General features: G+C 67.9%; 22 protein-coding genes. 15 read left to right on the top strand and 7 right to left on the bottom strand.

What is annotated here, in order from left to right:
- The first annotated feature begins 186 nt into the window (after positions 1-186).
- Positions 187-783 (top strand): alpha/beta hydrolase family protein, encoded by a 597-nt coding sequence (locus DBO33_RS00270; RefSeq protein ID WP_107653243.1) that lies wholly within the window; start codon positions 187-189, stop codon positions 781-783.
- On the opposite strand, the gene DBO33_RS00265 is transcribed toward DBO33_RS00270, so the two are convergent.
- The 4 genes from DBO33_RS00265 to DBO33_RS00250 form a co-directional block, all read right to left on the bottom strand.
- Complete coding sequence (locus DBO33_RS00265; protein WP_107653242.1) at positions 784-1485, bottom strand: class I SAM-dependent methyltransferase; 702 nt, start codon at positions 1483-1485, stop codon at positions 784-786. It abuts the gene before it with no gap.
- Positions 1486-1495: 10 nt separating this feature from the next.
- Positions 1496-2698 (bottom strand): erythromycin esterase family protein, encoded by a 1203-nt coding sequence (locus tag DBO33_RS00260; RefSeq protein ID WP_107653241.1) that lies wholly within the window; start codon positions 2696-2698, stop codon positions 1496-1498.
- A gap of 105 nt (positions 2699-2803) precedes the next feature.
- Positions 2804-3910 carry a DUF4185 domain-containing protein gene (locus DBO33_RS00255; RefSeq protein ID WP_107653240.1) on the bottom strand — a complete coding sequence of 369 codons (1107 nt, stop codon included), beginning with the start codon at positions 3908-3910 and terminating at the stop codon, positions 2804-2806.
- A 177-nt stretch (positions 3911-4087) separates the two neighbouring features.
- Positions 4088-4849 (bottom strand): crotonase/enoyl-CoA hydratase family protein, encoded by a 762-nt coding sequence (locus tag DBO33_RS00250; RefSeq protein ID WP_107653239.1) that lies wholly within the window; start codon positions 4847-4849, stop codon positions 4088-4090.
- A gap of 163 nt (positions 4850-5012) precedes the next feature.
- Between DBO33_RS00250 and DBO33_RS00245 the strand changes: the two genes are divergently transcribed.
- From DBO33_RS00245 to DBO33_RS00235, 3 genes are read left to right on the top strand one after another with little or no spacing between them, the layout of a single operon-like run.
- Positions 5013-6542: a thiolase C-terminal domain-containing protein gene (locus DBO33_RS00245; protein ID WP_107653238.1), complete on the top strand. Its 1530-nt coding sequence runs from the start codon at positions 5013-5015 to the stop codon at positions 6540-6542.
- Positions 6539-7345: a crotonase/enoyl-CoA hydratase family protein gene (locus tag DBO33_RS00240; protein ID WP_199856498.1), complete on the top strand. Its 807-nt coding sequence runs from the start codon at positions 6539-6541 to the stop codon at positions 7343-7345. The genes DBO33_RS00245 and DBO33_RS00240 overlap by 4 nt, the downstream gene beginning before the upstream one ends.
- Positions 7330-7995: a TetR/AcrR family transcriptional regulator gene (locus DBO33_RS00235; RefSeq protein WP_107653237.1), complete on the top strand. Its 666-nt coding sequence runs from the start codon at positions 7330-7332 to the stop codon at positions 7993-7995. The genes DBO33_RS00240 and DBO33_RS00235 overlap by 16 nt, the downstream gene beginning before the upstream one ends.
- Positions 7996-8002: 7 nt before the next feature.
- Here DBO33_RS00235 and DBO33_RS00230 read toward each other — a convergent pair whose 3' ends face one another.
- Positions 8003-8788, bottom strand: a complete 786-nt coding sequence (locus DBO33_RS00230; protein WP_107653236.1) for an alpha/beta fold hydrolase — start codon at positions 8786-8788, stop codon at positions 8003-8005.
- Between the two features lie 129 nt (positions 8789-8917).
- Between DBO33_RS00230 and DBO33_RS00225 the strand changes: the two genes are divergently transcribed.
- The 3 genes from DBO33_RS00225 to DBO33_RS00215 all read left to right on the top strand — a co-directional run bounded on the left by DBO33_RS00225 (position 8918) and on the right by DBO33_RS00215 (position 9886).
- The gene (locus tag DBO33_RS00225) at positions 8918-9142 is read left to right on the top strand and encodes a hypothetical protein (RefSeq protein WP_107653235.1); all 225 of its coding nucleotides are present in this window, start codon (positions 8918-8920) and stop codon (positions 9140-9142) included.
- The gene (locus tag DBO33_RS00220) at positions 9129-9425 is read left to right on the top strand and encodes a hypothetical protein (RefSeq protein ID WP_107653234.1); all 297 of its coding nucleotides are present in this window, start codon (positions 9129-9131) and stop codon (positions 9423-9425) included. Before DBO33_RS00225 ends, DBO33_RS00220 begins: the two co-directional genes overlap by 14 nt.
- A gap of 125 nt (positions 9426-9550) precedes the next feature.
- Positions 9551-9886 carry a hypothetical protein gene (locus tag DBO33_RS00215; RefSeq protein ID WP_107653233.1) on the top strand — a complete coding sequence of 112 codons (336 nt, stop codon included), beginning with the start codon at positions 9551-9553 and terminating at the stop codon, positions 9884-9886.
- 6 nt (positions 9887-9892) lie between these two features.
- On the opposite strand, the gene DBO33_RS00210 is transcribed toward DBO33_RS00215, so the two are convergent.
- A complete protein-coding gene (locus DBO33_RS00210) occupies positions 9893-10195 on the bottom strand; it encodes a DUF1905 domain-containing protein (RefSeq protein WP_234390617.1) in 303 nt (100 codons plus the stop codon).
- 105 nt (positions 10196-10300) lie between these two features.
- On the opposite strand from DBO33_RS00210, the gene DBO33_RS00205 reads away from it, so the two are divergent.
- The gene (locus DBO33_RS00205; RefSeq protein ID WP_107659822.1) at positions 10301-11521 is read left to right on the top strand and encodes an acyl-CoA dehydrogenase family protein; all 1221 of its coding nucleotides are present in this window, start codon (positions 10301-10303) and stop codon (positions 11519-11521) included.
- On the top strand, positions 11518-12954 hold the full coding sequence (locus tag DBO33_RS00200) for an LLM class flavin-dependent oxidoreductase (protein ID WP_107653231.1): 1437 nt from the start codon (positions 11518-11520) through the stop codon (positions 12952-12954). The genes DBO33_RS00205 and DBO33_RS00200 overlap by 4 nt, the downstream gene beginning before the upstream one ends.
- Before the next feature lie 44 nt (positions 12955-12998).
- On the opposite strand, the gene DBO33_RS00195 is transcribed toward DBO33_RS00200, so the two are convergent.
- Entirely contained in the window at positions 12999-13487 is a 489-nt protein-coding gene (locus tag DBO33_RS00195; protein WP_107653230.1) for a GAF domain-containing protein, read from the bottom strand.
- A gap of 97 nt (positions 13488-13584) precedes the next feature.
- On the opposite strand from DBO33_RS00195, the gene DBO33_RS00190 reads away from it, so the two are divergent.
- The 6 genes from DBO33_RS00190 to DBO33_RS00165 all read left to right on the top strand — a co-directional run bounded on the left by DBO33_RS00190 (position 13585) and on the right by DBO33_RS00165 (position 19862).
- Complete coding sequence (locus DBO33_RS00190) at positions 13585-14970, top strand: styrene monooxygenase/indole monooxygenase family protein (RefSeq protein ID WP_107653229.1); 1386 nt, start codon at positions 13585-13587, stop codon at positions 14968-14970.
- 118 nt (positions 14971-15088) lie between these two features.
- The gene (gene sfnG / locus DBO33_RS00185; protein WP_107653228.1) at positions 15089-16204 is read left to right on the top strand and encodes a dimethylsulfone monooxygenase SfnG; all 1116 of its coding nucleotides are present in this window, start codon (positions 15089-15091) and stop codon (positions 16202-16204) included.
- On the top strand, positions 16204-17550 hold the full coding sequence (locus DBO33_RS00180; protein WP_107653227.1) for an acyl-CoA dehydrogenase family protein: 1347 nt from the start codon (positions 16204-16206) through the stop codon (positions 17548-17550). The genes sfnG and DBO33_RS00180 overlap by 1 nt, the downstream gene beginning before the upstream one ends.
- Positions 17551-17595: 45 nt before the next feature.
- The gene (locus DBO33_RS00175; protein WP_199856497.1) at positions 17596-18111 is read left to right on the top strand and encodes an NADPH-dependent FMN reductase; all 516 of its coding nucleotides are present in this window, start codon (positions 17596-17598) and stop codon (positions 18109-18111) included.
- Complete coding sequence (locus DBO33_RS00170; RefSeq protein ID WP_107653225.1) at positions 18104-18607, top strand: flavin reductase family protein; 504 nt, start codon at positions 18104-18106, stop codon at positions 18605-18607. The genes DBO33_RS00175 and DBO33_RS00170 overlap by 8 nt, the downstream gene beginning before the upstream one ends.
- A gap of 136 nt (positions 18608-18743) precedes the next feature.
- Positions 18744-19862 (top strand): methyltransferase, encoded by a 1119-nt coding sequence (locus tag DBO33_RS00165; protein WP_107659821.1) that lies wholly within the window; start codon positions 18744-18746, stop codon positions 19860-19862.
- Positions 19863-19892: the final 30 nt, after the last annotated feature.

Below are 19892 nucleotides of genomic sequence, written 5' to 3'. Positions count from 1 at the left end.
GTTGACCGTTCCCGCCCGTGTTTCGCTCTACCGGTAGCCGGTGTTCCGCATGCTACTCGCGGGTAACTTACGGTCCATATTACCGACCGGTAATGGGCTGGCAAAGGCTCGAGCGGGAATGTGACGCGAAAAACAGCGCCACGCGGGGCGTCGCGAGTTGACGCGCCGACCCGGTTACCGTGAGGTGTGCGCATCGAAACGAGTGCCGGACCCGCAGAAATCGAGCTTGACCAGCCACGCAAGCCCGCGTTTCTGCTGGTGCTCACGCACGGTTCGGGCGGCGGGGTCGACGCGAAGGACATCCTGGCCGTGCGCGACGCGGCGGTGGCGCTGGGTGGCGCGGTAGCCAGAGTTGTGCAGCCTTATCGGCTCGCGGGCCGGCGGGCGCCCGGGTCGGCGGTAAAGCAGGACGAGGCCTGGCTGGAGATCGTGGCCGCGCTGCGGGCCCGGGTGAAGAAGGTTCCGCTGATCCAGGGTGGGCGGAGCAACGGAGCGCGGGTCGCCTGTCGCACGGCGATCGCGGTCGAGGCGCGCGGGGTGATCGCGCTGTCGTTTCCGCTGCATCCGCCGGGGAAGCCGGAGAAGTCGCGGCGCGCGGAGCTGCTCGAAGCGGGTGATATCGAGGTGGTCGTGATCAACGGGGGTAGCGATCCGTTCGGCATTCCGGACGCTGCCGATGTGGCGGAGCTGCGCGTGATTCCTGGTCAGCCGCACTCGTTCCGCACGGGATTCGACGTCATCGCCGACACGGTCACACCCTGGTTGCAGCGCTGGAGCGGGTAGTCAGGAGACGGGTTCGACCTCGTCGGCGTTAGCCGCCGGACGGGTGGCGATGACCAGCGCGTCGATGGCATCGCGCCCCTCGGTGGGGCGGAAGACGCGTTCGGCCAGCCGGACCTTGATTCGGTCGTCCGCGACGGCCTCGCCCAGGTCGGCGACGATGTCGTCCGGAGTGAAGAGGACGGACGGGTCCTGCGGGCCGCCGTAACCCTCGGTGAGGTTGGTGGAGTCATGGCCGAGAACGAGCAGAGTGCCCTCGGGAACCAGCAGGTCAGCAGCCTGACGGACCACCGTGCGTCGTTGCTCGGCGGGTAGGTGCAGGAAGACCATCAGAACCAGTTCGAACGGACCGGTGAGCTCGGCGGCGGCGAAATCGGTGACGTCGGCGCACTGCCAGGTGATCCGGCTGCGCACCGAGCGGGACAGCCGGGTGGCGATGGTCCGGCCCTTGTCCACGCCGACCTGTGAATAGTCGACGGCGTGCACCTGCCAGCCGTGCGTGGCCAGCCAGAGTGCGTTGCGACCTTCGCCGCAGGCCAGGTCGAGGGCGCGCGGGAGTTCGGGCGGGTCGCCGTCGGGATGGTCGGGCTGCAGCGGTGTGCGCCGCTCCAGCCCGAAGACGTGCTCCACCACGGTGTTGTTCGGCGGTGCGCCCCAGACCAATTCAGTGTGCGCGTAGCGCTCGTCCCAATCGGTCGCATCCATGCCCGCGAGTCTATTGATCCTCGATCGGCAGCCAGTGCACCGGCGAGGTTTCCCGGATGTGCACCAATACGTCGAAGGCGTCGGACAGCGAGTCGAGGCCGAGGTTGGCGGTGGCGTCCTCGGCCGGGTCGTAGATGCCGCTGATGACGCGGACCTTCGCCGGGCCGCGGAACCAGTCGCGCACGGCCTCCGGTGCGTCGTCGCGGAGGTCGACGAAGTAATTCGGTAGATCAATCGAGCCGAGGATCGCGTCCAGCAGATCGGGCCGCGGGTCGGGCGCTATCGCCACGCCGAGGTCGCCGTGGTGGAAGCCGAGGGCCACCGACACGTAATCGGGGCCGAACTCCTTGTGCAGATAAGTGCCGACGCCCCGGAATTCCGCTGTCCCCATACGTATCCCGAGATTCGTGGTGTGCGCGATGCCGTCCCAGTAGACGATCTTCGCTCCGCTGCGCCGCTGCCAATCGATGACCCGCTCGCCCGCAAGCCGCTCATCGCCGGCGAATCCACCTTGCCCGGCGACGCTGTTCTCATGGAAGTCGAGTATCAACCGTGCGTGCGCGCGAACGGATTCCGGTGTGTTCGGCAAGGATTCGAGCAATGCAACCGCCTCTCGCGCGTGCTCGGCGAACGGGCGACCCGGGTGAATGCCTTGATGACGCTGGACATGTTCGTCCACCTGATGCGCGGTACGAATCGGCGTGAGGTGAACCTCGAGGTCGGCCAGTCGATCCGGTGCGACGCGCCGAACGTGCTCGAGCACGACGTCGTAGTCGGCAGGCTCCGCACGCGGCGGCTGGACGCCGAATATCCGCACCGGGTCGTCGGGGTGGTCCTGGTTGAACGCGCGGATCCACTCCAGTGCCGCAATGGTTTCCGTCGTCCGCCACGGCCGCCACGAACCGGCCAGCACCGTTTCGGGATCGCCCGCACCGGTGCGCACATACTGATCCCACCGCTCACCGGACCGCGCGCTGTCCTGAATGGCCAAGCCGCGGAAGCCGTGTCGCTGCACCAGCGCACGGAAGACGCGCTCCTGCACGCCGTAGATCTGCCGGGAGAACCGTGTCGACTCACCCAGTCCGACCACGGTCGCCGAACCGAGCCGATCGATCAGCGGATCGAGGTCCGGACCGGTATAGCCGGGATCGGTATCGATGACCGGATGTGCGTTGGCGCTGAGCCATTCCCGCACGGACGCGACGGTTCCCATGGTTCCTCCTGCAGACGACGATCCGACACCACCGAGCCTCATACGTGAAGTCGTGTTGAGGTCAAGGTCGTGCCGGATCGCGCGGAACCGGGTGCGGGAAACCCGCTACAGCGTTGTGCGCATGAGCAGCACGTTGTACTGACTGTGCACGGTGGTGAGGTAGTACAGATCACGTCCGGTCTGGTACGGGAAGATCGACGGCGCGTATGCGCTCGGCAGTTCCCTGGTGTCGATCAATACCTCGGGCTCACTCCAGGGACCGGTCGGCGCGGGCGCGCGCCGCATCACCACCGAGTTGAACGGATCGGTGGTGAGCGAGATGTACTGGCCCAGATACGCGTTGTACATCACCGACAGTTCGCCGACGCCCCACATGATCGGCGCCGCCGCGTTGACGTCGCCGCGTCGCCACCCTTCGCCGTCCCAGTATTCGTACGCACCGAGGTCGGTGATCTCGGCTTCCGGCACCCGGGCCACGAACGCGGCCTGGTTGCGGCCGGACGGGGTGCCGTACTGGTAGACGAAGCCGCCGTCCTTGAGGAAGGCGCTCATCTGGAAGTTGCTGTTGCCGCCCTCGTCCGGGCGCCGGGTGGCGGGCAATTCACCCCAGGTCTCGCCGTTGTCGCCGGACGCGGCGAGCCCGGAGAAATTGGTGCTCCATTGCCCGACGTCGTCCCAGCTCCGCACGGACATGAGGCTCATGAATTGCACCCCGCCGACCGAGATGCCCGCGGTCGGGATGCGGCTGATCTCCAGGAACGGGATTTTCGGGCTGGGGATAAGATCACGCGCCTGCCCGAAGACATCCCGGACGACACTGTCGAAGTAGATCCCGCCCGCCGGGTTCTGGGTGTGGCTGCGCATCAGAATATTGGACCGCCACGACCACATACTGCCCGCCAGCAGATTCGGGAATCCGAGGCCGGCGGTGTCGCCGAACGCTGTCAGCAACTCGCCGTTGCCGTTGTCCCACATGATGCCGAGGTCGGTGCCCAGCACGTTGTAGGCCTGGGTGTTGTTCGGGCTGGCCATGCCGGTCATCTGGAACACGGCTTTGGTTCGGCCATGCAGGTGGGGCAGGCCGGTGCTGCCATTGAGTACCGGAATGGGGTTGATGGTGTTCGGGTTGGCGGTGGCCGGGGTGGCAGCACTGATAAGCAAGGCTGAAGCACCCGCCAGCGCCGAGAGCAAGATGGATGCCGTTCTGGTCAAGGTCTGTGAGCCCTCCGTATCACGCCGAGCGCGATGCGACACACAGACTTCCCGCGATACACAGACCCCTCGCGGTGTGTAGCGCACCACAATTCGACTGGCTGGCAAATCCTTGGGAAATGCTAGCAGCGCGCTCGCCGAAATTGTGGCGCGTAGCTCAAAAATGAGCTCTGAGCATTACTTTTTCTTGGATTTGCTCCCCGCCGTGGCCAGCCGAATGATCAATGGCAGCTGCGTCGCGCGTTCCAGCGCGAACGTGCGGCGTGTCGAAGCCTCCCAGGCCTTGTCGAACAGCCGCTTGGCGCCGGCGACGGCATGCGGCGAGCGGGTCGCGATGCGCTCGGCGAGTTTCTCCGCGGCGGCGACCGGGTCCGCGGTGACCTCGGTGACCAGGCCGATGCGCTCGGCGTAGGCGGCGTCGACCGTGTCCGCGGTCATGGCGAGCAACAGCGCCTTGTCGACGCCGATCAGCCGGGACAGGGTGGCCGCGCCGGTCATGTCGGGCACCAGACCGTGCTTGACCTCCATCACGGAGAACTCCGCGTCGGGGGTGGCGAAGCGGAAGTCGGCGGCCAGTGCGAGTTGCAGTCCACCGCCGTAGCAGCGGCCGTGCACCGCGGCGATCACCGGCACCCGCAACCGCCGCCACGCCCAGCAGGCCTCTTGGAAGGTGTTGGTGCCACGCCACGGCAGTGGGACGAAGCTGCGCACGATGGACAGCGGGTCACCGGTGGCCTTGGCGATGTCCAGGCCGCTGCTGAAGCTCGGGCCGTTGCCGGACAGGATGACCGCGCGCACGTCGGTGCGGTCCGCGATGGTGTGCGCGGTGTCGATCAGGTCCCGGAGCATGTCGATGGTGAGGCCGTTGTGCTTGTCCGGCCGGTCGAGGGTGACGTAGGCGCGGTCGCCGTCGAAGCGCAGCGCGATGTTGGTGCCCATTCCCGGATCTTACCCGCGAGTCAGTTCAACGGTAGGGGGCCATTGCCCGGCCGTTCGGTCTCTGTTCTAATCGAACGCAAGTTACCGTCAATGCTGACGGTATCCGCGCCGACCGGGTCCGTTCGTGGCACGCTCGACGCCCCGCAAGATCATCGGAGGAACAATGCTGCCAGCGGGAATGGATCCCCGGACGCCGGTGCTCGTCGGTGCCGGACAGGTCGTGCACCGGAGTGGCGAGCCGGGCCTGCCGGGCCCGGTCGAGCTCGCCGCCGAATCGCTGCGCCGCGCGGGCGCCGACAGCGGCGCCGGCGATCGGCTGCTCCGGTCCGCCGATCTGATCGCGGCGGCGGCCCCGGTCAGCAGGCCGTACGCGGATCTGGGCGCACTGGTCGCCACGGAACTCGGGGCCTCGCCGAAGCGGACGGTGCAGTCGGTGCGTTTCGGCGGCGACGCGCCGCAGCGGCTGCTCAATACCGTCGCCCAGGCGATCGCCGACGGGCAGTGCGACATCGCGCTGATCACCGGCGCCGAGGCGGTGGCCGCCTGGAATACCGCCACCCGCACGGGCGCCACGCTGGATTGGCCGGAACAGGCCGACGACGTGCAGCCGACCGAACTCATCGGCTCTGATCGCGCGCCCAACTCCGATATGGAAACCGCGGCAGGGCTGTGGGGACCGGTGTACTTCTACGCGCTGATGGAAACCGCGCTGCGCGGCCGGCTCGGGCTGAGCGAGGACGAGCATCGCGCGCGGATCGGCGGGCTGTGGTCGCGGCTGTCCGAGGTGGCGGCGGGCAATCCTTATGCCTGGCAGCCCACACCGCAGGCGGCCGCCGATCTGGTGACGCCGACGCCCGCGAATCGTATGGTGTCTACGCCGTATCCGAAGCTGCTCATCGCGAACCTTTCGGTGAATCAGGGCGCCGGGCTGATCGTGTGCAGCGCGGCCGCCGCGACCGCGGCCGGGGTGCCGCGGGACCGGTGGGTGTTCCCGCACGGCGGCGCCACCGCCACCGACGAATGGTTCGTCTCCGAACGCGCGGACCTGGCCGCTTCACCCGCCATCGCGGCCGCCGGACAGGCCGCCCTGGGCGCCGCGGGCATCGGCATCGATGACGTCGCGCATATCGACCTGTACTCGTGTTTCCCGGTCGCGGTCCAGGTCGCCGCCGAGGCGCTCGGCCTGCCGATCGACGATCCGGCGCGGCCGCTCTCGGTCACCGGCGGGCTCCCCTTCGGGGGCGGGCCCGGCAACAACTACGCCACCCATTCGATCGCGACTCTGGTCGGCCTGTTGCGTGAGGACCCGAGTGCGTACGGTTTGGCGACCGCGCTCGGCTGGTACATCACCAAGCACGGTGTCGGCGTCTACTCGGCCGAACCGCCTGCGCGCCTGTTCCGTTCGATCGAGGCGCAGGTGCCTGCCGCCCGGCGCGAAGCGGCGCCCGGCTACACCGGGCCCGCCACGGTCGAGTCGTACACCGTCGCCTACCGCAAAGGCCCCGCGCCGGACCACGCCGACGAGGCCGAGGCGGTCGTGGTCAGCGCGTTGACGCCGACCGGCGCCCGCATACTGATCCGGGCATCCGACGCCGAGACCGTCGCCGCGTTCGACGAAGGCGACCCGCTCGGCGTTGCCGCCGACATCACCGCAGCAGACAAGCTGACGCTCATCGAGAGGACCGTCAAATGACCGCAGCAGCGCAGGGCGACTCGACGCGGGACGCGGAAGGATCCGGCCTGATCCTGGTCGAACGGCGCGACGCCATCACCGTGCTGACCATCAACCGCCCCGAGGCCCGCAACGCGATCAACTTGGCGACCGCGCAGGCCATCGAGCACGCCGTCGACGAGTTCGAGGCCGACGATGCGGCCCGGGTGCTGGTGCTCACCGGCGCGGGTGGCACCTTCAGCGCGGGGATGGATCTCGTCGCCGCGTCGAAGGGCGAGATGCCGATGACGCAGCGGCGTGGCCCGCTGGGCATTGCCGCGAAACCTCCGGTGAAGCCGATGATCTCGGCCGTCGAGGGCTTCGCGCTGGCCGGCGGTTTCGAGTTGGCGCTCTCCGGTGACCTCATCGTCGCCGCCAGTAACGCGCAGTTCGGCATCCCGGAAGTCAAGCGCGGCTTGGTCGCCGCGGGTGGTGGCGTGCTGCGCCTGACCCAGCGGCTGCCGCGCAGCATGGCCGCCGAGCTCGCGCTCACCGGCGGGCGGATCGGCGCCGAACGGCTCTACCAGCTGGGTCTGGTCAATCGGATCGCCGAGCCCGGCACCGCATTGGCCGTCGCGCTGGAGCTGGCCGCCGAAATCGCCACCGCCGCACCGCTCGCCGTCGCCGCGAGCAAGCGGATCATCGACGAGTCGCCGGACTGGCCGGTGGCCGACGCGTTCGCCAAGCAGGGCGAGATCGCCTTGCCCGCACTGTTTTCCAAAGACGCCGCCGAGGGCGCGCTCGCCTTCGCGCAGAAGCGCGAACCGCAATGGCAGGGACGCTGACCACCTCGGGCGAACGCGTCCGGGAGACGCAGGCGCAGCGCCGCGCGCGCATGCGCACGCGGCTCCTGGACGCGGCGGTGGAGAGCTTGATCGAGGTGGGTTACGCGGGCACCACCACGCTGGAGGTGCAGAAGCGGGCCGGTGTGCCGCGCGGCACGCTGCAGCATCATTTTCCGACCAAGGCCGATCTGCTTGCCGGTGCCGTCGAGCATCTCGCTGCCCGCCGATTCGATCAGCTGACAAAGGAATTCGAGGATATTCCGGCGACGGCCGATCGGTTGGAGACGGCCGTCGAGCTGACCATGCGGATGCTCAGCGGGCCGTCGTTCTGGGCCGCGCTGGAAATGTGGGTGGGCGCGCGCACGGACCCCGAACTGCTCGCCGCCTTTCTGCCGCTGGAGCATCGGCTGTTCGAGTTGATGCACACCAGCATTCGTGATGTCTTTCGCGCGGAGTTCCCGGACGACCCTCGGGTGCCGACGATCACCGAGTTCACCATCGAGATCATGACCGGCCTCGCACTGCGGGTGCTGCTGACCGGCGAGGTGGATCGGAACCGAATCATCCAGCAGCGCTGGCGCAATGCGGTACGCATCCTGCTCGGCAAGGCGCATCCGGACACGCTGACCGAACCGCGCCGGGAGCGCTGAGTAGCGGTTACTTCCTGGCGATGGTGTCGAGCACCGCTCGCGCGCACGCGGTGGGATCGTCGTAGAACGGTGTATGCCCGCTGCCGTGCAACGTGACGTGCTCGGCGTGCGGCAGCAGCGCGCGGGCGCGGCGGCTCTGGGTGCGGTAGGTCAGCAGGATGTCGCGATTGCCCCAGGCGACGGTAACGGGAATGTCTGCGAGGCCGCCGGTTTCGAGCAGCTTCGCGTCGGTGAACGAAGCGAGCGCCGGTTCGAAACCCGGTGCATCGGCAGCCCCGTTCGCGGTATCAACGGCCACTTGCGCGTCGACGGCCCATGGCTTGCCGAAGACCAAACTCAGGAAGGCGGTGCGTCCCGCGGCGGTGCCGAGGATCGTCGGTAGCACGGGCTTCAGCCTGCCCGCGAGCATGCGCGACTTGCCCAGCGACTGCTGGCACCAGACGCGACCGGCCTTGTCCCAGAACGCGATCGGTGAAAAAGCGGTCACGGAGCGAGCGAGCCCGCGGGCGCCGAGATTCAGCGTGATCAACCCGCCCATCGAATTGCCCGCCAGGTGTGGTCCCTCGATGCCCTGTGCGGCAAGGAATTCGGCGAGTGCGTCGGTGAGTGTGTCCACAGTGGTGGTGGCGAGCGGTGCCGAACCGGCGAACCCGGGCAGATCGACGGCGATCACGTCGAACGACTCGGCGAGGGTATCGATGATCGGCTCCCACACCTGCCACCGGCTGCCGATGCCGTGCACCAGAACCAGTGGCTCGCCGGAGCCGGTCCGATGATGGTTCAACATCGTCATGTTGTCCGCCTCTCCGGGTATTCAGGCGCCCACAGTAACAGCAGTCACTAGCCATCAGTTGCCGGTCCACTGCCTGGAACCGGACAATCTCCGCTGGCAGTGGCACGAAAAGCCGGTACGATAATTGGTATGGCAACGCGTAAGGTCACCCTTTCGCTGGATGAGGCCGCCTGGTCCTTCGCCGAGCAGGCCGCGGCCCGCGCGGGCATGTCACCCTCGGCGTGGATTTCCAAGGCCGCGCGGCGTGAGGCCGTGCGCACCGGGTGCGGTCCGGTACCGGATGTGACGGCTCAGGCCGCCGCGGACGCGGCTGAAATGGCCGCCGCCGAGGAGGCGATGCGTGCGGCGGGGTGAACTGTGGATCTACAACCCGCATGGTTCGCCGCGTCGGCGCACAGTCGTGCTCATCAGCAGTGACGGCATCAACGAGTCGCCGAGGCCGTGGCTGATCGCCGCCGAGGTGGTCCAGGACGATCCCGGGGACATCCTCGCGGTGCCGGTGCAGCAGTACGGCTGGGTGCACGCCGGGAACATCGGCCGCATCTTCCGTGGCTGGCTCGCCGAACGTGTCGACGAGATGGAATCCGAGACGCTGGAACGCCTGGACACCGCGCTGCGGGCGGCGATGGATCTCTGAGGGCTTGGACATGGTCCCGCAACGCGTTGTGCACGTAGGGTTCTGACCCGATCGGTACCATCGTGGCCGACGTCCCCACGGCGTCCATTGCACGACGGTGGCTATTTCGACAGATTGGGATTCAGGTGCGGATCTCCCTGATCGCCGCGGCGCTCATCGCGCTGCCGGTGCTCGCGGCATGCGGCAACGACAAGGCGGCGGCAGCGCCGGCGGTGACGCAGGCGGACCTCGCCAAGTCTCTGCAGGCCAAGGGCCTCAAGAGTCAGCAGCTCGCCGACTGTGCCGCGAAACTCTTTATCGAACAGGGCATCTCGCAGGACGGCCTGCGCGTACTGATCAGCGACGAGTACGACACGAAGGCCGCCGATCAGGAAACCCTGGGCATGAACAAGGAGGACGCCGAGAAGGCCCGCACCGCGCGGACCCGGATCGCCTCCGAGTGCATGTCCGTTCCGCGCTGAACCCCCTCAGATCGCGACGACCAATTCGATCCGGGCCCGCGAGCCGGCGCCGAGATCCTCGGCGCTACGGACCGTCTTCTTCACCGGCAGTATGTAGGTGGCGCGTGACTTGTCCGGGAACAGCGAGGTCGACCAGCGGCTGGCGCCGATGGTGACGTGCACGCGGACCGAGCCGAACCCGCCTGCGCGATGGGCGTACCGCTCCTCGATCTCGTCGGCGACCTCCGCGGGCAGCGAAACGAAATGCCAGGACCCCTGGCCTGCGTGTTCCCACACCTCTGCCATGAACGAGTATTGCGATCCAGCCACGTCGCGACTGTAGCGAGCCGCACCGACAACTACCGCCGCTCGCCATTTCGGATCGTGGTGCGCGCAACCCGTGAGCCGTCCCCTTTGCTGCGCCATCGTGGGGTGATGACATCCATCGAGGCTGAATCCGCCACAGATTCCGAACTGGATGCGGTCTTCGGACCGATCTTCGAGCGCATAGCGCAGGGCGCGGTGGCGCGGGAGATCGATCGCCGGCTGCCGTTCGAGGAGGTCGGCTGGCTGCGTGAGGCGAAGTTCGGGGCGTTGCGGGTGCCGGTCGAGTTCGGCGGGTACGGCGTCAGCGTGCGGCAGCTGTTCCGGCTGCTGATCGAGCTGGCCGCGGCCGAATCGAACCTGCCGCAGGCGCTGCGCGTGCACTTCTCGTTCGTCGAGGATCATCTGCTCGCCGAGCCGGGACCCGGCCGCGAGCAGTGGCTGCGCACGGCGACGAGCACGCTGGTCGGCAATGCCATCACCGAACCGGGGGTCGGCGCGGTCGACCGCTATCGCACCCGGCTGACCAGGGACGGTGACCGCTGGTTGCTCAATGGTGTGAAGTACTACAGCACCGGCTCCCTGTACGCGGACTACATCCTGGTCGCGGCGGATCGCGACGGTGAACGGGTGGGTGTGCTCGTCGACGCGAACGCCGATGGCGTGCGGCAGCACGACGACTGGGACGGCTTCGGGCAGCGGCTCACCGCCAGCGGCACCACGGAGTTCACCGATGTGGTGGTGGCCGACGACCGCATCCTCGGCCCCGGTTACGGCGCTCCCGGCCCGACCTACGCGACCTCCTATCTACAACTGGTCCAGCTCGCGGTGCTCGCCGGTATCGCCCAGCGCGCCGAGCTGGATGCCAGGGAGTGGGTGGCGGGCCGCACCCGCAGTTACTCACACTCCGCGGCAGGCATTCCGCGCCAGGATCCCTTGGTGCAGCAGGTGATCGGGCGCTTGTCGGCCGCCGCCTTCGCCGCCAAGGCCAGTGTGCTCGCCGTCGCCGACGTCCTCGACGAGGTGCTCGCCGGTGGCGCGCAGGACGAGAAATCCTTGGTGGCAGCCGAACTCGCCGCCGCGCAAGCCCAGCTCGCGGTGATCGATCTGGTACTGCCCGCCACCACGTTGCTGTTCGAAGTCGGCGGCGCCTCGGTGGTCTCGGAGCGGCAGCGGCTGGACCGGCACTGGCGCAACGCCCGCACCATCTCGGTGCACAACCCGGCGATCCAAAAGGCCAGGGCGATAGGCGATTACCTGCTGAACGGCACCGACCTGCCGTTCGCCTGGAGCGCCGGCGAACACAAGCCCGCGACGGGAGCGGCGCAGTGACCCGCCGAATTCGTTTCAACGCCTTCGACATGAACTGCGTCGCCCACCAATCACCCGGCCTGTGGCGACATCCGGACGACCAGTCGCACCGATACAAGGAACTGAGCTACTGGACCGATCTGGCGAAGCTGCTGGAGCAGGGGCGGTTCGACGGCATCTTCATCGCCGACGTCCTCGGCACCTATGACGTCTACGGCGGCAACGACATCGCGGCGCTGCGGCAGGGCGCGCAGATCCCGGTGGCCGACCCACTGCTGCTGGTCTCGGCCATGGCCGCGGTCACCGAGCACCTCGGGTTCGGCATCACCACCGGCACCGGCTTCGAGCATCCCTTCCCCTTCGCCCGCCGGCTCTCCACCCTCGACCACCTGACCAACGGACGCATCGGCTGGAATGTGGTCACCGGCTACTTGCCTTCGGCGGCACGGAATTTCGGCGCCGACGATCAGCTCGACCACGACGAGCGCTACAACCAGGCCGACGAATACCTGGAGGTCTTGTACAAGCTGTGGGAAGGATCGTGGGAGGACGACGCGGTAGTGCGCGACGCCGCCCAGGGCATCTACGTCGATCCGGCCAAGGTGCATCACATCGGCCATCAGGGCAAACACTTCACCGTGCCGGGCATCCACCTCTCGGAGCCGTCACCGCAGCGCACGCCGGTGATCTACCAGGCGGGCGCCTCGACGCGCGGTGTGCGGTTCGCCGCGGAGAACGCCGAGGCCATCTTCATCGCGGCACCGTCGAAACGACTACTCGCACAGACGGTTTCCCGCATCCGCGCGGCGCTGCGGGAGGCGGGTCGCGACCCGTACTCGGCCAGGATCTACGCGCTGGCGACCATCATCACCGACGCCACCGACGAGGCGGCACAGCGCAAGCACGAGGAATACCTGTCCTACGCCAGTATCGAGGGCGGCCTCGTCTTCATGTCCGGCTGGATGGGCATCGACCTGTCCGGTTATGACCTGGACGATCCCATCGGTCAGGTGCAGAGCAACGCCATCCAGTCCGCCGTCGCCGCCTTCCAGGAGTTCGATGACGACGGTCGCGAGTGGACGGTGCGCGATATCGGACGGTGGGCGGGTATCGGCGGCATGGGGCCGGTGTTCGTCGGTTCCGGCGCCACGGTCGCGGACCGCCTCCAGGAGTGGGTCGAGGACACCGATCTCGACGGCTTCAATCTGGCCTACGCCATAACGCCGGGATCTTTCGAAGATGTTGTCCACCATGTTGTTCCGGTGCTGACCGAGCGTGGCGCGTACACCACCGAGTACGTCCCGGGAACTCTGCGCAACGCGTTGTTCGAAGCGGGCGACCGGCTGCCGGACGAGCACCGCGGGGCCCGTTATCGGGTGGGCGCACCGGGCTCCACCGTGCTACCCGACGAGGTCGCACGCCCAGGGGTGGCGGTCGCCGCACCGAGTGCATAAATGTTGACACCCGGCGAACACAAAGGTGTTCGCCGGGTGCACAGCTACGACGAGAGCGAATCGAGAAACGCCTGCGCAATGGCTTCCAGTCCGGACTGATCGATTTCATCGAATCGCTCCGGCTTCGGACTGTCGAGGTCGAACACCCCGACGAGTTCGCCGTTGTGCACCAATGGAATAACGACTTCCGACCGTGTCTCGGCATCGCAGGCGATATGTCCGGGGAACGCGTGCACATCCGGTACGAGTTGCGTTTCCCTGGACTGGGCCGCGGTACCACAGACGCCTTTTCCGATAGGGATGCGGACGCACGCGGGTTTGCCCTGGAACGGTCCGACCACCAGTTCGTGTCCGTCGTAGAAATAGAACCCGACCCAATTCAGTTCGGGCAGTGCGTGGAATACCAGCGACGCGAGATTGGCGGCGTTGGCGATACGATCCTGCTCGCCCGCCACCAGCGCTTCGGCCTGCGCGGTGAGCTGGCGGTACTGCTCGGTGCGGTCTCCGGTCAGGTCGGCAACGGTGAACGACATGGCCCGATGGTACGCCAGGCAAAATTCCTGTCTGCTCATTGATTCTCGCTGATCGCAACACTCACGAGGGTCGTGTCACACCCCGGATGATCCGAACATGACAACGCAGAATTCCGTTCCCCGTTCCACCCGTTCGGCCGCGGTAATCGGCGCCGGCCAAACCGGCGTCACTGCGGCACTGGGCTTACTCGACGCCGGATTCGACGTCACCCTCTACAGCGACCGCGATCAGCGCAGCCTGCGCGACGATGTGCCCGCCACCGGCACGGCGCTCCAATTCGGGGTGACCCAGCAGTCCGAATCCGCCCTCGGGCTGGACACCTACACCGGCCGGGCGCCGCGGCACACCGGGCTCAGTGTCCGCCTCGCGGGACCGGGCGGCGCCGAACTGATCCAATTCGACGGCAATTTCGACGGCTATGTCGGCATCGCCGTCGACACCCGATTGAAAGCCGACGAACGACTGACCGCCTTCCAGGAACGCGGCGGCCGTTTCGTCGTCGAGCAGGTGACCCCGGAAACCCTCGACACGATCGCCGCGGCCAACGCCCTCACCTTGGTCGCCACCGGCCGCGGCGGACTGTCCGACCTGTTCCCGATCGACCAGACCCGAACCCCCTACGACGCACCGCAGCGCTCACTACTGACGGTCACCGTGTCCGGAATCGGCTACGGCAAGGACGTTTTCGCGCATCGCAGCCCGGCGGGCGGCGCGCACAGCGGCTTCTCCATCCTGGCCGATCAGGGCGAAGCCTGGTGGGGCCCTTACCTGCACAAGGACGCGGGCCCGAGCTGGGCGTTCCTCGGCTGGGCCAGGCCGGGCAGCGAGTGGGAAACCCGGTTCGCCGCAGCGGATTCCGCCGAAGCCGCGCACCGGATCGTGCAGGATATCTACCGGGACTTCATCGATTGGGATCTGCCCGAGGTGCTGGCCACCCAGGTGATCGCCGAGGACCCGCATTCCTGGCTGAAAGGCGCGGTGCGGCCGGTGGTCCGGGCCGGCGTCGGGCACACCGCGGGCGGCCACGTGGTGGCCTCGCTCGGTGACACCTCGGCCGCGTACGACCCGGTCGCGGGCCAGGGCGCGCAGAGCGGGCTCATCCAGGCGCAGCGGTTGGTCGCGGCCGCCGCGGTGCACGACGGCCCGTTCGACGAAGCCTGGATCGCCGAGCAGTACGCGACGTTCCTCGCTGTGCGCGGCGACGCCGCCAACAAGGTCACCCGGCTGTTCCTGAGTGATCCGGAGCTCGCCGAGATCGGCAACCAGCTGTTCGCGGCGGCCGCCGTGCACCCGAAGTTCGCCACCGCGCTGGTCGGCCTGCTGCATCACCCGCAGCCGTTCCTCGAGATCGACTCGCTGGACGCGGCCAACGCCTTCATCACCCGCGTCACCGGCGAAGACGCGACGGCCCTGCTCGGGCGCTTCGCACCGGCAGGCAAGTTCGCCAGGTCCACCTTCGCCGACGCCCTCACCCACGCCTGAGACCCGCCCGCCCAGCACCGCGATCCGATCGCACAGATTCAAACCCTCGTGCCGGTCGGGTCGCGATGCTGGAGTGGGTGGAGCTCGACGGCTACCCCCCGACCCCTCTGGAGCAGCTATGACCACGGAGCAGATCGCCGAACAGATCAAATTCGCCTACTGGGTGCCCAATGTCAGCGGGGGACTGGTCACCAGCGATATCGAGCAGCGCACCGGCTGGGACTTCGAATACAACAAGAAGCTGGCCCAGACCGCCGAGAACAACGGTTTCGACTACGCGCTTTCCCAGGTGCGCTACACCGCCTCCTACGGCGCGGAGTTCCAGCACGAGTCGACCTCGTTCAGCCTGGCGCTGCTCGGCGCGACCGAGCGGCTGAAGGTCATCGCGGCCATCCACCCCGGCCTCTGGCATCCGGCGGTGCTCGCGAAGTTCGGCGCCACCGCCGACCATCTCTCCAACGGCCGCTTCGCCATCAATGTCGTATCCGGTTGGTTCGCCGGTGAATTCACGGCGCTCGGCGAGCCCTGGCTCGAGCACGACGAAAGGTACCGGCGCAGCGCCGAATTCCTCGAGGTGATCCGCAAGATCTGGACCGAGGACAACGTGAACTACGGCGGCGACTTCTACCGGATCCGCGACTTCACACTGAAGCCGAAGCCGCTCAACACCCCCGAGCGGCCGAATCCCGAACTGTTCCAGGGCGGTAACTCCACTGCGGCTCGGCGCAACGGTGGCCGCTACGCCGACTGGTACTTCTCTAACGGCAAGGACTTCGACGGCGTCACCGAGCAGCTCGACGACCTGCGTGGCATCGCGCGAGCGAACGACCGGGAAGTGAAGTTCGGCCTCAACGGCTTCATCATCGCCCGCGACACCGAGAAAGAGGCGCACGACACCCTGCGCGAGATCATCGAGAAGGCGAACAAGCCTGCGGTGCAAGGGTTCCGGGATGCGGTGCAGCAGGCGGGCGCGTCCACCAAGGACGGCAAGGGCATGTGGGCCGACTCCTCGTTCGAGGACCTCGTGCAGTACAACGACGGTTTCCGTACGAAGCTGATCGGCACCCCGGAGCAGGTGGCCGAGCGCATCGTCGCCTACCGCGAGCTCGGTGTCGACCTGATCCTGGGCGGCTTCCTGCACTTCCAGGAGGAGGTCGAGTACTTCGGCGCGAAAGTCCTTCCGCTGGTTCGCGAACTGGAGGCCGCGCGGCGTCCGGTCGCGGCGGTGGGCTGATGACGGTCTCGGAAGGGCGGCGCTCCCGGTCTGCCGCGTGGTCGCCCGCGGCCGCGGACACCGGGGGCGTCGCTTTCGTGGCCGACCGCATAACGTCGGCCGCGCAGGCCTTTTCGGTCGCCGAACACCTAGCGGCCGACTTCGCTTCCGGAGCCGCCGCGCGCGACCGCGGCCGGATACTGCCGCATCCGGAGGTGCAGCGGCTCGCGGCCAGCGGGCTGCTCGCCGTCACCGTGCCCGCCGAGTACGGCGGCGCGGACCTGCCGCCGAGTGCCGTGGCGGAGGTGGTGCGGATTCTCGCGACCGCCGATCCGAACATCGCGCAGATCCCGCACAGTCACTTCGTCTACGTGAATCTGGTGCGGCTGGCGGGCTCCGCCGCGCAGCGGCAGCGCTACCTCGGGCAGGTGCTCGACGGTGCCCGGATCGCCAACGCGCAGTCCGAGCGTGGCGGCGCCACCATTGCCGACATCAGCACCACCCTGCGGCCCGCGGGCAGCGGATTCCGGGTCGACGGACGTAAGTTCTACTGCACCGGTTCGCTTTTCGCGAATGTGCTCGCCGTGCTCACCAAGCTCGACGATCCCGAGGGCCGCAGCGGCCTGGAGCCGGGGGAGTACATCGCCTACCTGCCTGCCGATACGCCGGGCGTGCGAATCATCGACGACTGGAACGGTATCGGCCAGCGCACCACCGGCAGCGGAACGGTGTCGTTCGAGGAGGTGCTGGTCGAGCGAGACCAGCTCATCCGCCGCTCCGCCGCCGTGCAGGCGCCCACCGGCTACGGTGCGTTCGCGCAACTGCTGCACGCTGCCATCGACGCGGGAATCGCGCGTGGCGCGCTGACCGCCGCAACGGAGTTCGTGCGCACCACCAGCCGTCCCTGGTTCGAAGCCGGTGTCGCCGACGCCGTCGACGATCCGTTGCTGATCCAGCGTTTCGGCGAGCTTTCGGTCGTGGTCACCGCTGCCGAGGCGACCCTCGCCGCCGCGGGCAAAGCCGTCGACGCAGCCACCGGGCAGAGCCGTGCACTACCACCCGATGGGGGGATTGACGGCGTCGAATTCAGTGGCACAGTGGTAGATATCGAGCAAGAGGAGGGCGCCGCTCGCGCCTCGCTGGCGGTTGCCGCAGCGAAGGTGCTGGCCGATCGGGCGGCCAACGAGGTGTCGAGCGCGCTGTTCGAAGTGGGGGGAACCCGAAGTGCCGCTACCGATCTCAATCTGCACCACTTCTGGCGCAACGCGCGCACGCACACCCTGCATGATCCGATCCGCTGGAAGTACCAGCATCTCGGTCGTGCGCTGCTGCACGGTACCGCGCCACCGTTGCACGGCGTGATCTGACCGGTCCGCCGGTCGAACCAGCACGTGATCGAAAAGGATACGAAAGTGACAGTGACGGTCGTAGTCGGCAATCCGAAGCCCGCCTCGCGCACGTTGACGGCGGCCACACTGGTCGCGAAGGGGCTGCGTCCCGACGCGGAGCCCGCGGTGGTCGACCTGGTCGATTTCGGCGCCGCCCTGCTCGGCTGGGGTGATCCGGGCGTCGCGGCGGCCGTCCGCACGGTCGCCGATTCGGAGCTGGTGGTTTTCGCGAGCCCGACGTTCAAAGCCACCTACACCGGCCTGTTGAAACTGTTCCTCGAGCAGTTCGACGGCGGCACCGGGCTGGCGGGCGTCCTGACCGTCCCGGTAATGCTCGGCGCCGGACCTGCCCACGCACTGGCCCCCGACCTGCTGCTCAAGCCCGTGCTCGTCGAGCTCGGCGCCACCGCCGCGCTGCCCGGGCTGTACCTGTCGGATCGGACCTTCCTGGAGGACGGCGTGATCGACGCCTACAGCGCACGATGGCGGCCGGTCGCCCGCGCGCTGGCCGTCACCGCGAAGGTGCCCGATCATGCATGAGCTCTTCGAGTTTCCCGCCGACGGTGGCGGATTGCGCCGCGCCTTCGCCAACTTCCCCAGCGGTGTGGTCGCGGTGTGCGCCGAAATCGACGGCACCCCACAGGGTCTCGCGGTGAGCACATTCGTTCCGGTCTCCCTCGATCCGCCGCTGGTGTCGTTCTGTGTGCAGAATTCCTCGTCGACCTGGCCGAAACTGGCCGCCGCGGGCCATCTCGGGTTGAGCCTGCTCGGCACCGATCAGCAGGACGCGGCCCGTTCGCTCGGCGCCCGCAACGGTGACCGATTCCGCGGTACCGAATTGCATCGTGGCACCGGTGAAGCGATCTTCATCGACGGTGCGTCCGCGTGGATCGAGGGTGTGCCGGAGGCTCAGGTGCCCGCGGGCGACCACGCGGTCGTCATCCTGCGCATCCACCGCATCGCCACCCGCACCGACGTCGACCCGCTCGTCTTCCACGGCAGCAGATTCCGTCGATTGCGCGCCGAGGCCAGCTAGGGCGCCGTCGATCGGCCCTGGTCACGCCGGTGCCGGGCGTGTATGGGAAAATGAGATGCATCTATTCGGAAGGGTCGACAACTCCTCGTCGCGGTGCACTCCGTGCCCGTGCATGTTCGACAACGAGGAGGCGCTGATGTCCACGATGACCTGGACCGAAGCCGATACCGAACGATCGGCCCCTTGGCATTCCGAAAGCGCGACACCGGCCCCGACCCGGATCGTGGTGGCCGACGATCGCATGACCGCCGAGACCGCGTACCGCCTGGCCTGTGAGGGCACGGCGCTGCTGTGGCGCGGCGACTACCACAATGCCCGCCAGCTGCTCCAGGCGATGGGCCGCCGGGTCGACCGAAAAGCGCCTGGGCCAGGCGATAGTCCGTCCGAGACGTTCCGGTTGCAGCGCAGGGCGCGCAACCATCGCGCGCGGGTGCTCGGCAAGCTGGTCGTCCAACTCGAACAGGACCACACCCTCGCGCTGCGCCGCGCACCCGACGTGCGCGCGGCCTGTGCCGATGTGTACGGGCCGTCGGAGGGGCCGATGCTCATCGCGCTCACCGAACTGCTCGGTGTGCTCGGTGCGGCCCAGTGGCGGGAGAAGGGTGTGCGAATCCCCGCGCTCGATGCCACCATCTACCCGCACTACGGCGTGTTCTCGCCCATTCGCGGCGAATACATCGAGCTGGTCGCGCAGGCCCCGCTCGCCGGCGCCGTGCGCACCGCGTTCGATCTCGGCACCGGGACCGGAGTGCTGGCCGCGCTGTTGGCCCACCGCGGCGTCGGCCAGGTCGTGGCGACCGACGACAGTCCGCGCGCGCTGGCCTGTGCCCGCGAGAACATCGACCGGCTGGACCTCGCCCGCGCCGTCTCGATCGTCGGCCCCACGCTTTTTCCGGACGGCCGCGCCGACCTCATCGTCTGCAATCCGCCTTGGCTGCCCGCTCGGCCGACCTCCGCCATCGAGCACGGGGTGTACGACCAGGACAGTGCGATGCTTCGCGGTTTCCTGACCGGCTTGGCCGCTCATCTCGAGCCGGGCGGGGAAGGTTGGCTCATTCTGTCCGACCTCGCTGAGCATCTGGGGTTGCGCACCCGGGATGATCTGCTGGCTTTGATCGAGGGTGCCGGTCTGCACGTCATCGATAAGACCGACACCACTCCGCAGCACCCGCGCGCCAAGGACATCAGCGACCCGCTGCACGCCGCCCGCGCCGCGGAAGTCACCTCGCTCTGGCGTCTGGCCGTCACGCCGTAATGGCCTGTGGCGCTCGCGCGTTCAGATGCT

It is taken from the genome of Nocardia suismassiliense, assembly GCF_900269665.1.
GTDB classification, from domain to species: Bacteria; Actinomycetota; Actinomycetes; order Mycobacteriales; family Mycobacteriaceae; genus Nocardia; species Nocardia suismassiliense.
This window is presented reverse-complemented; position numbering and strand designations above follow the sequence as displayed.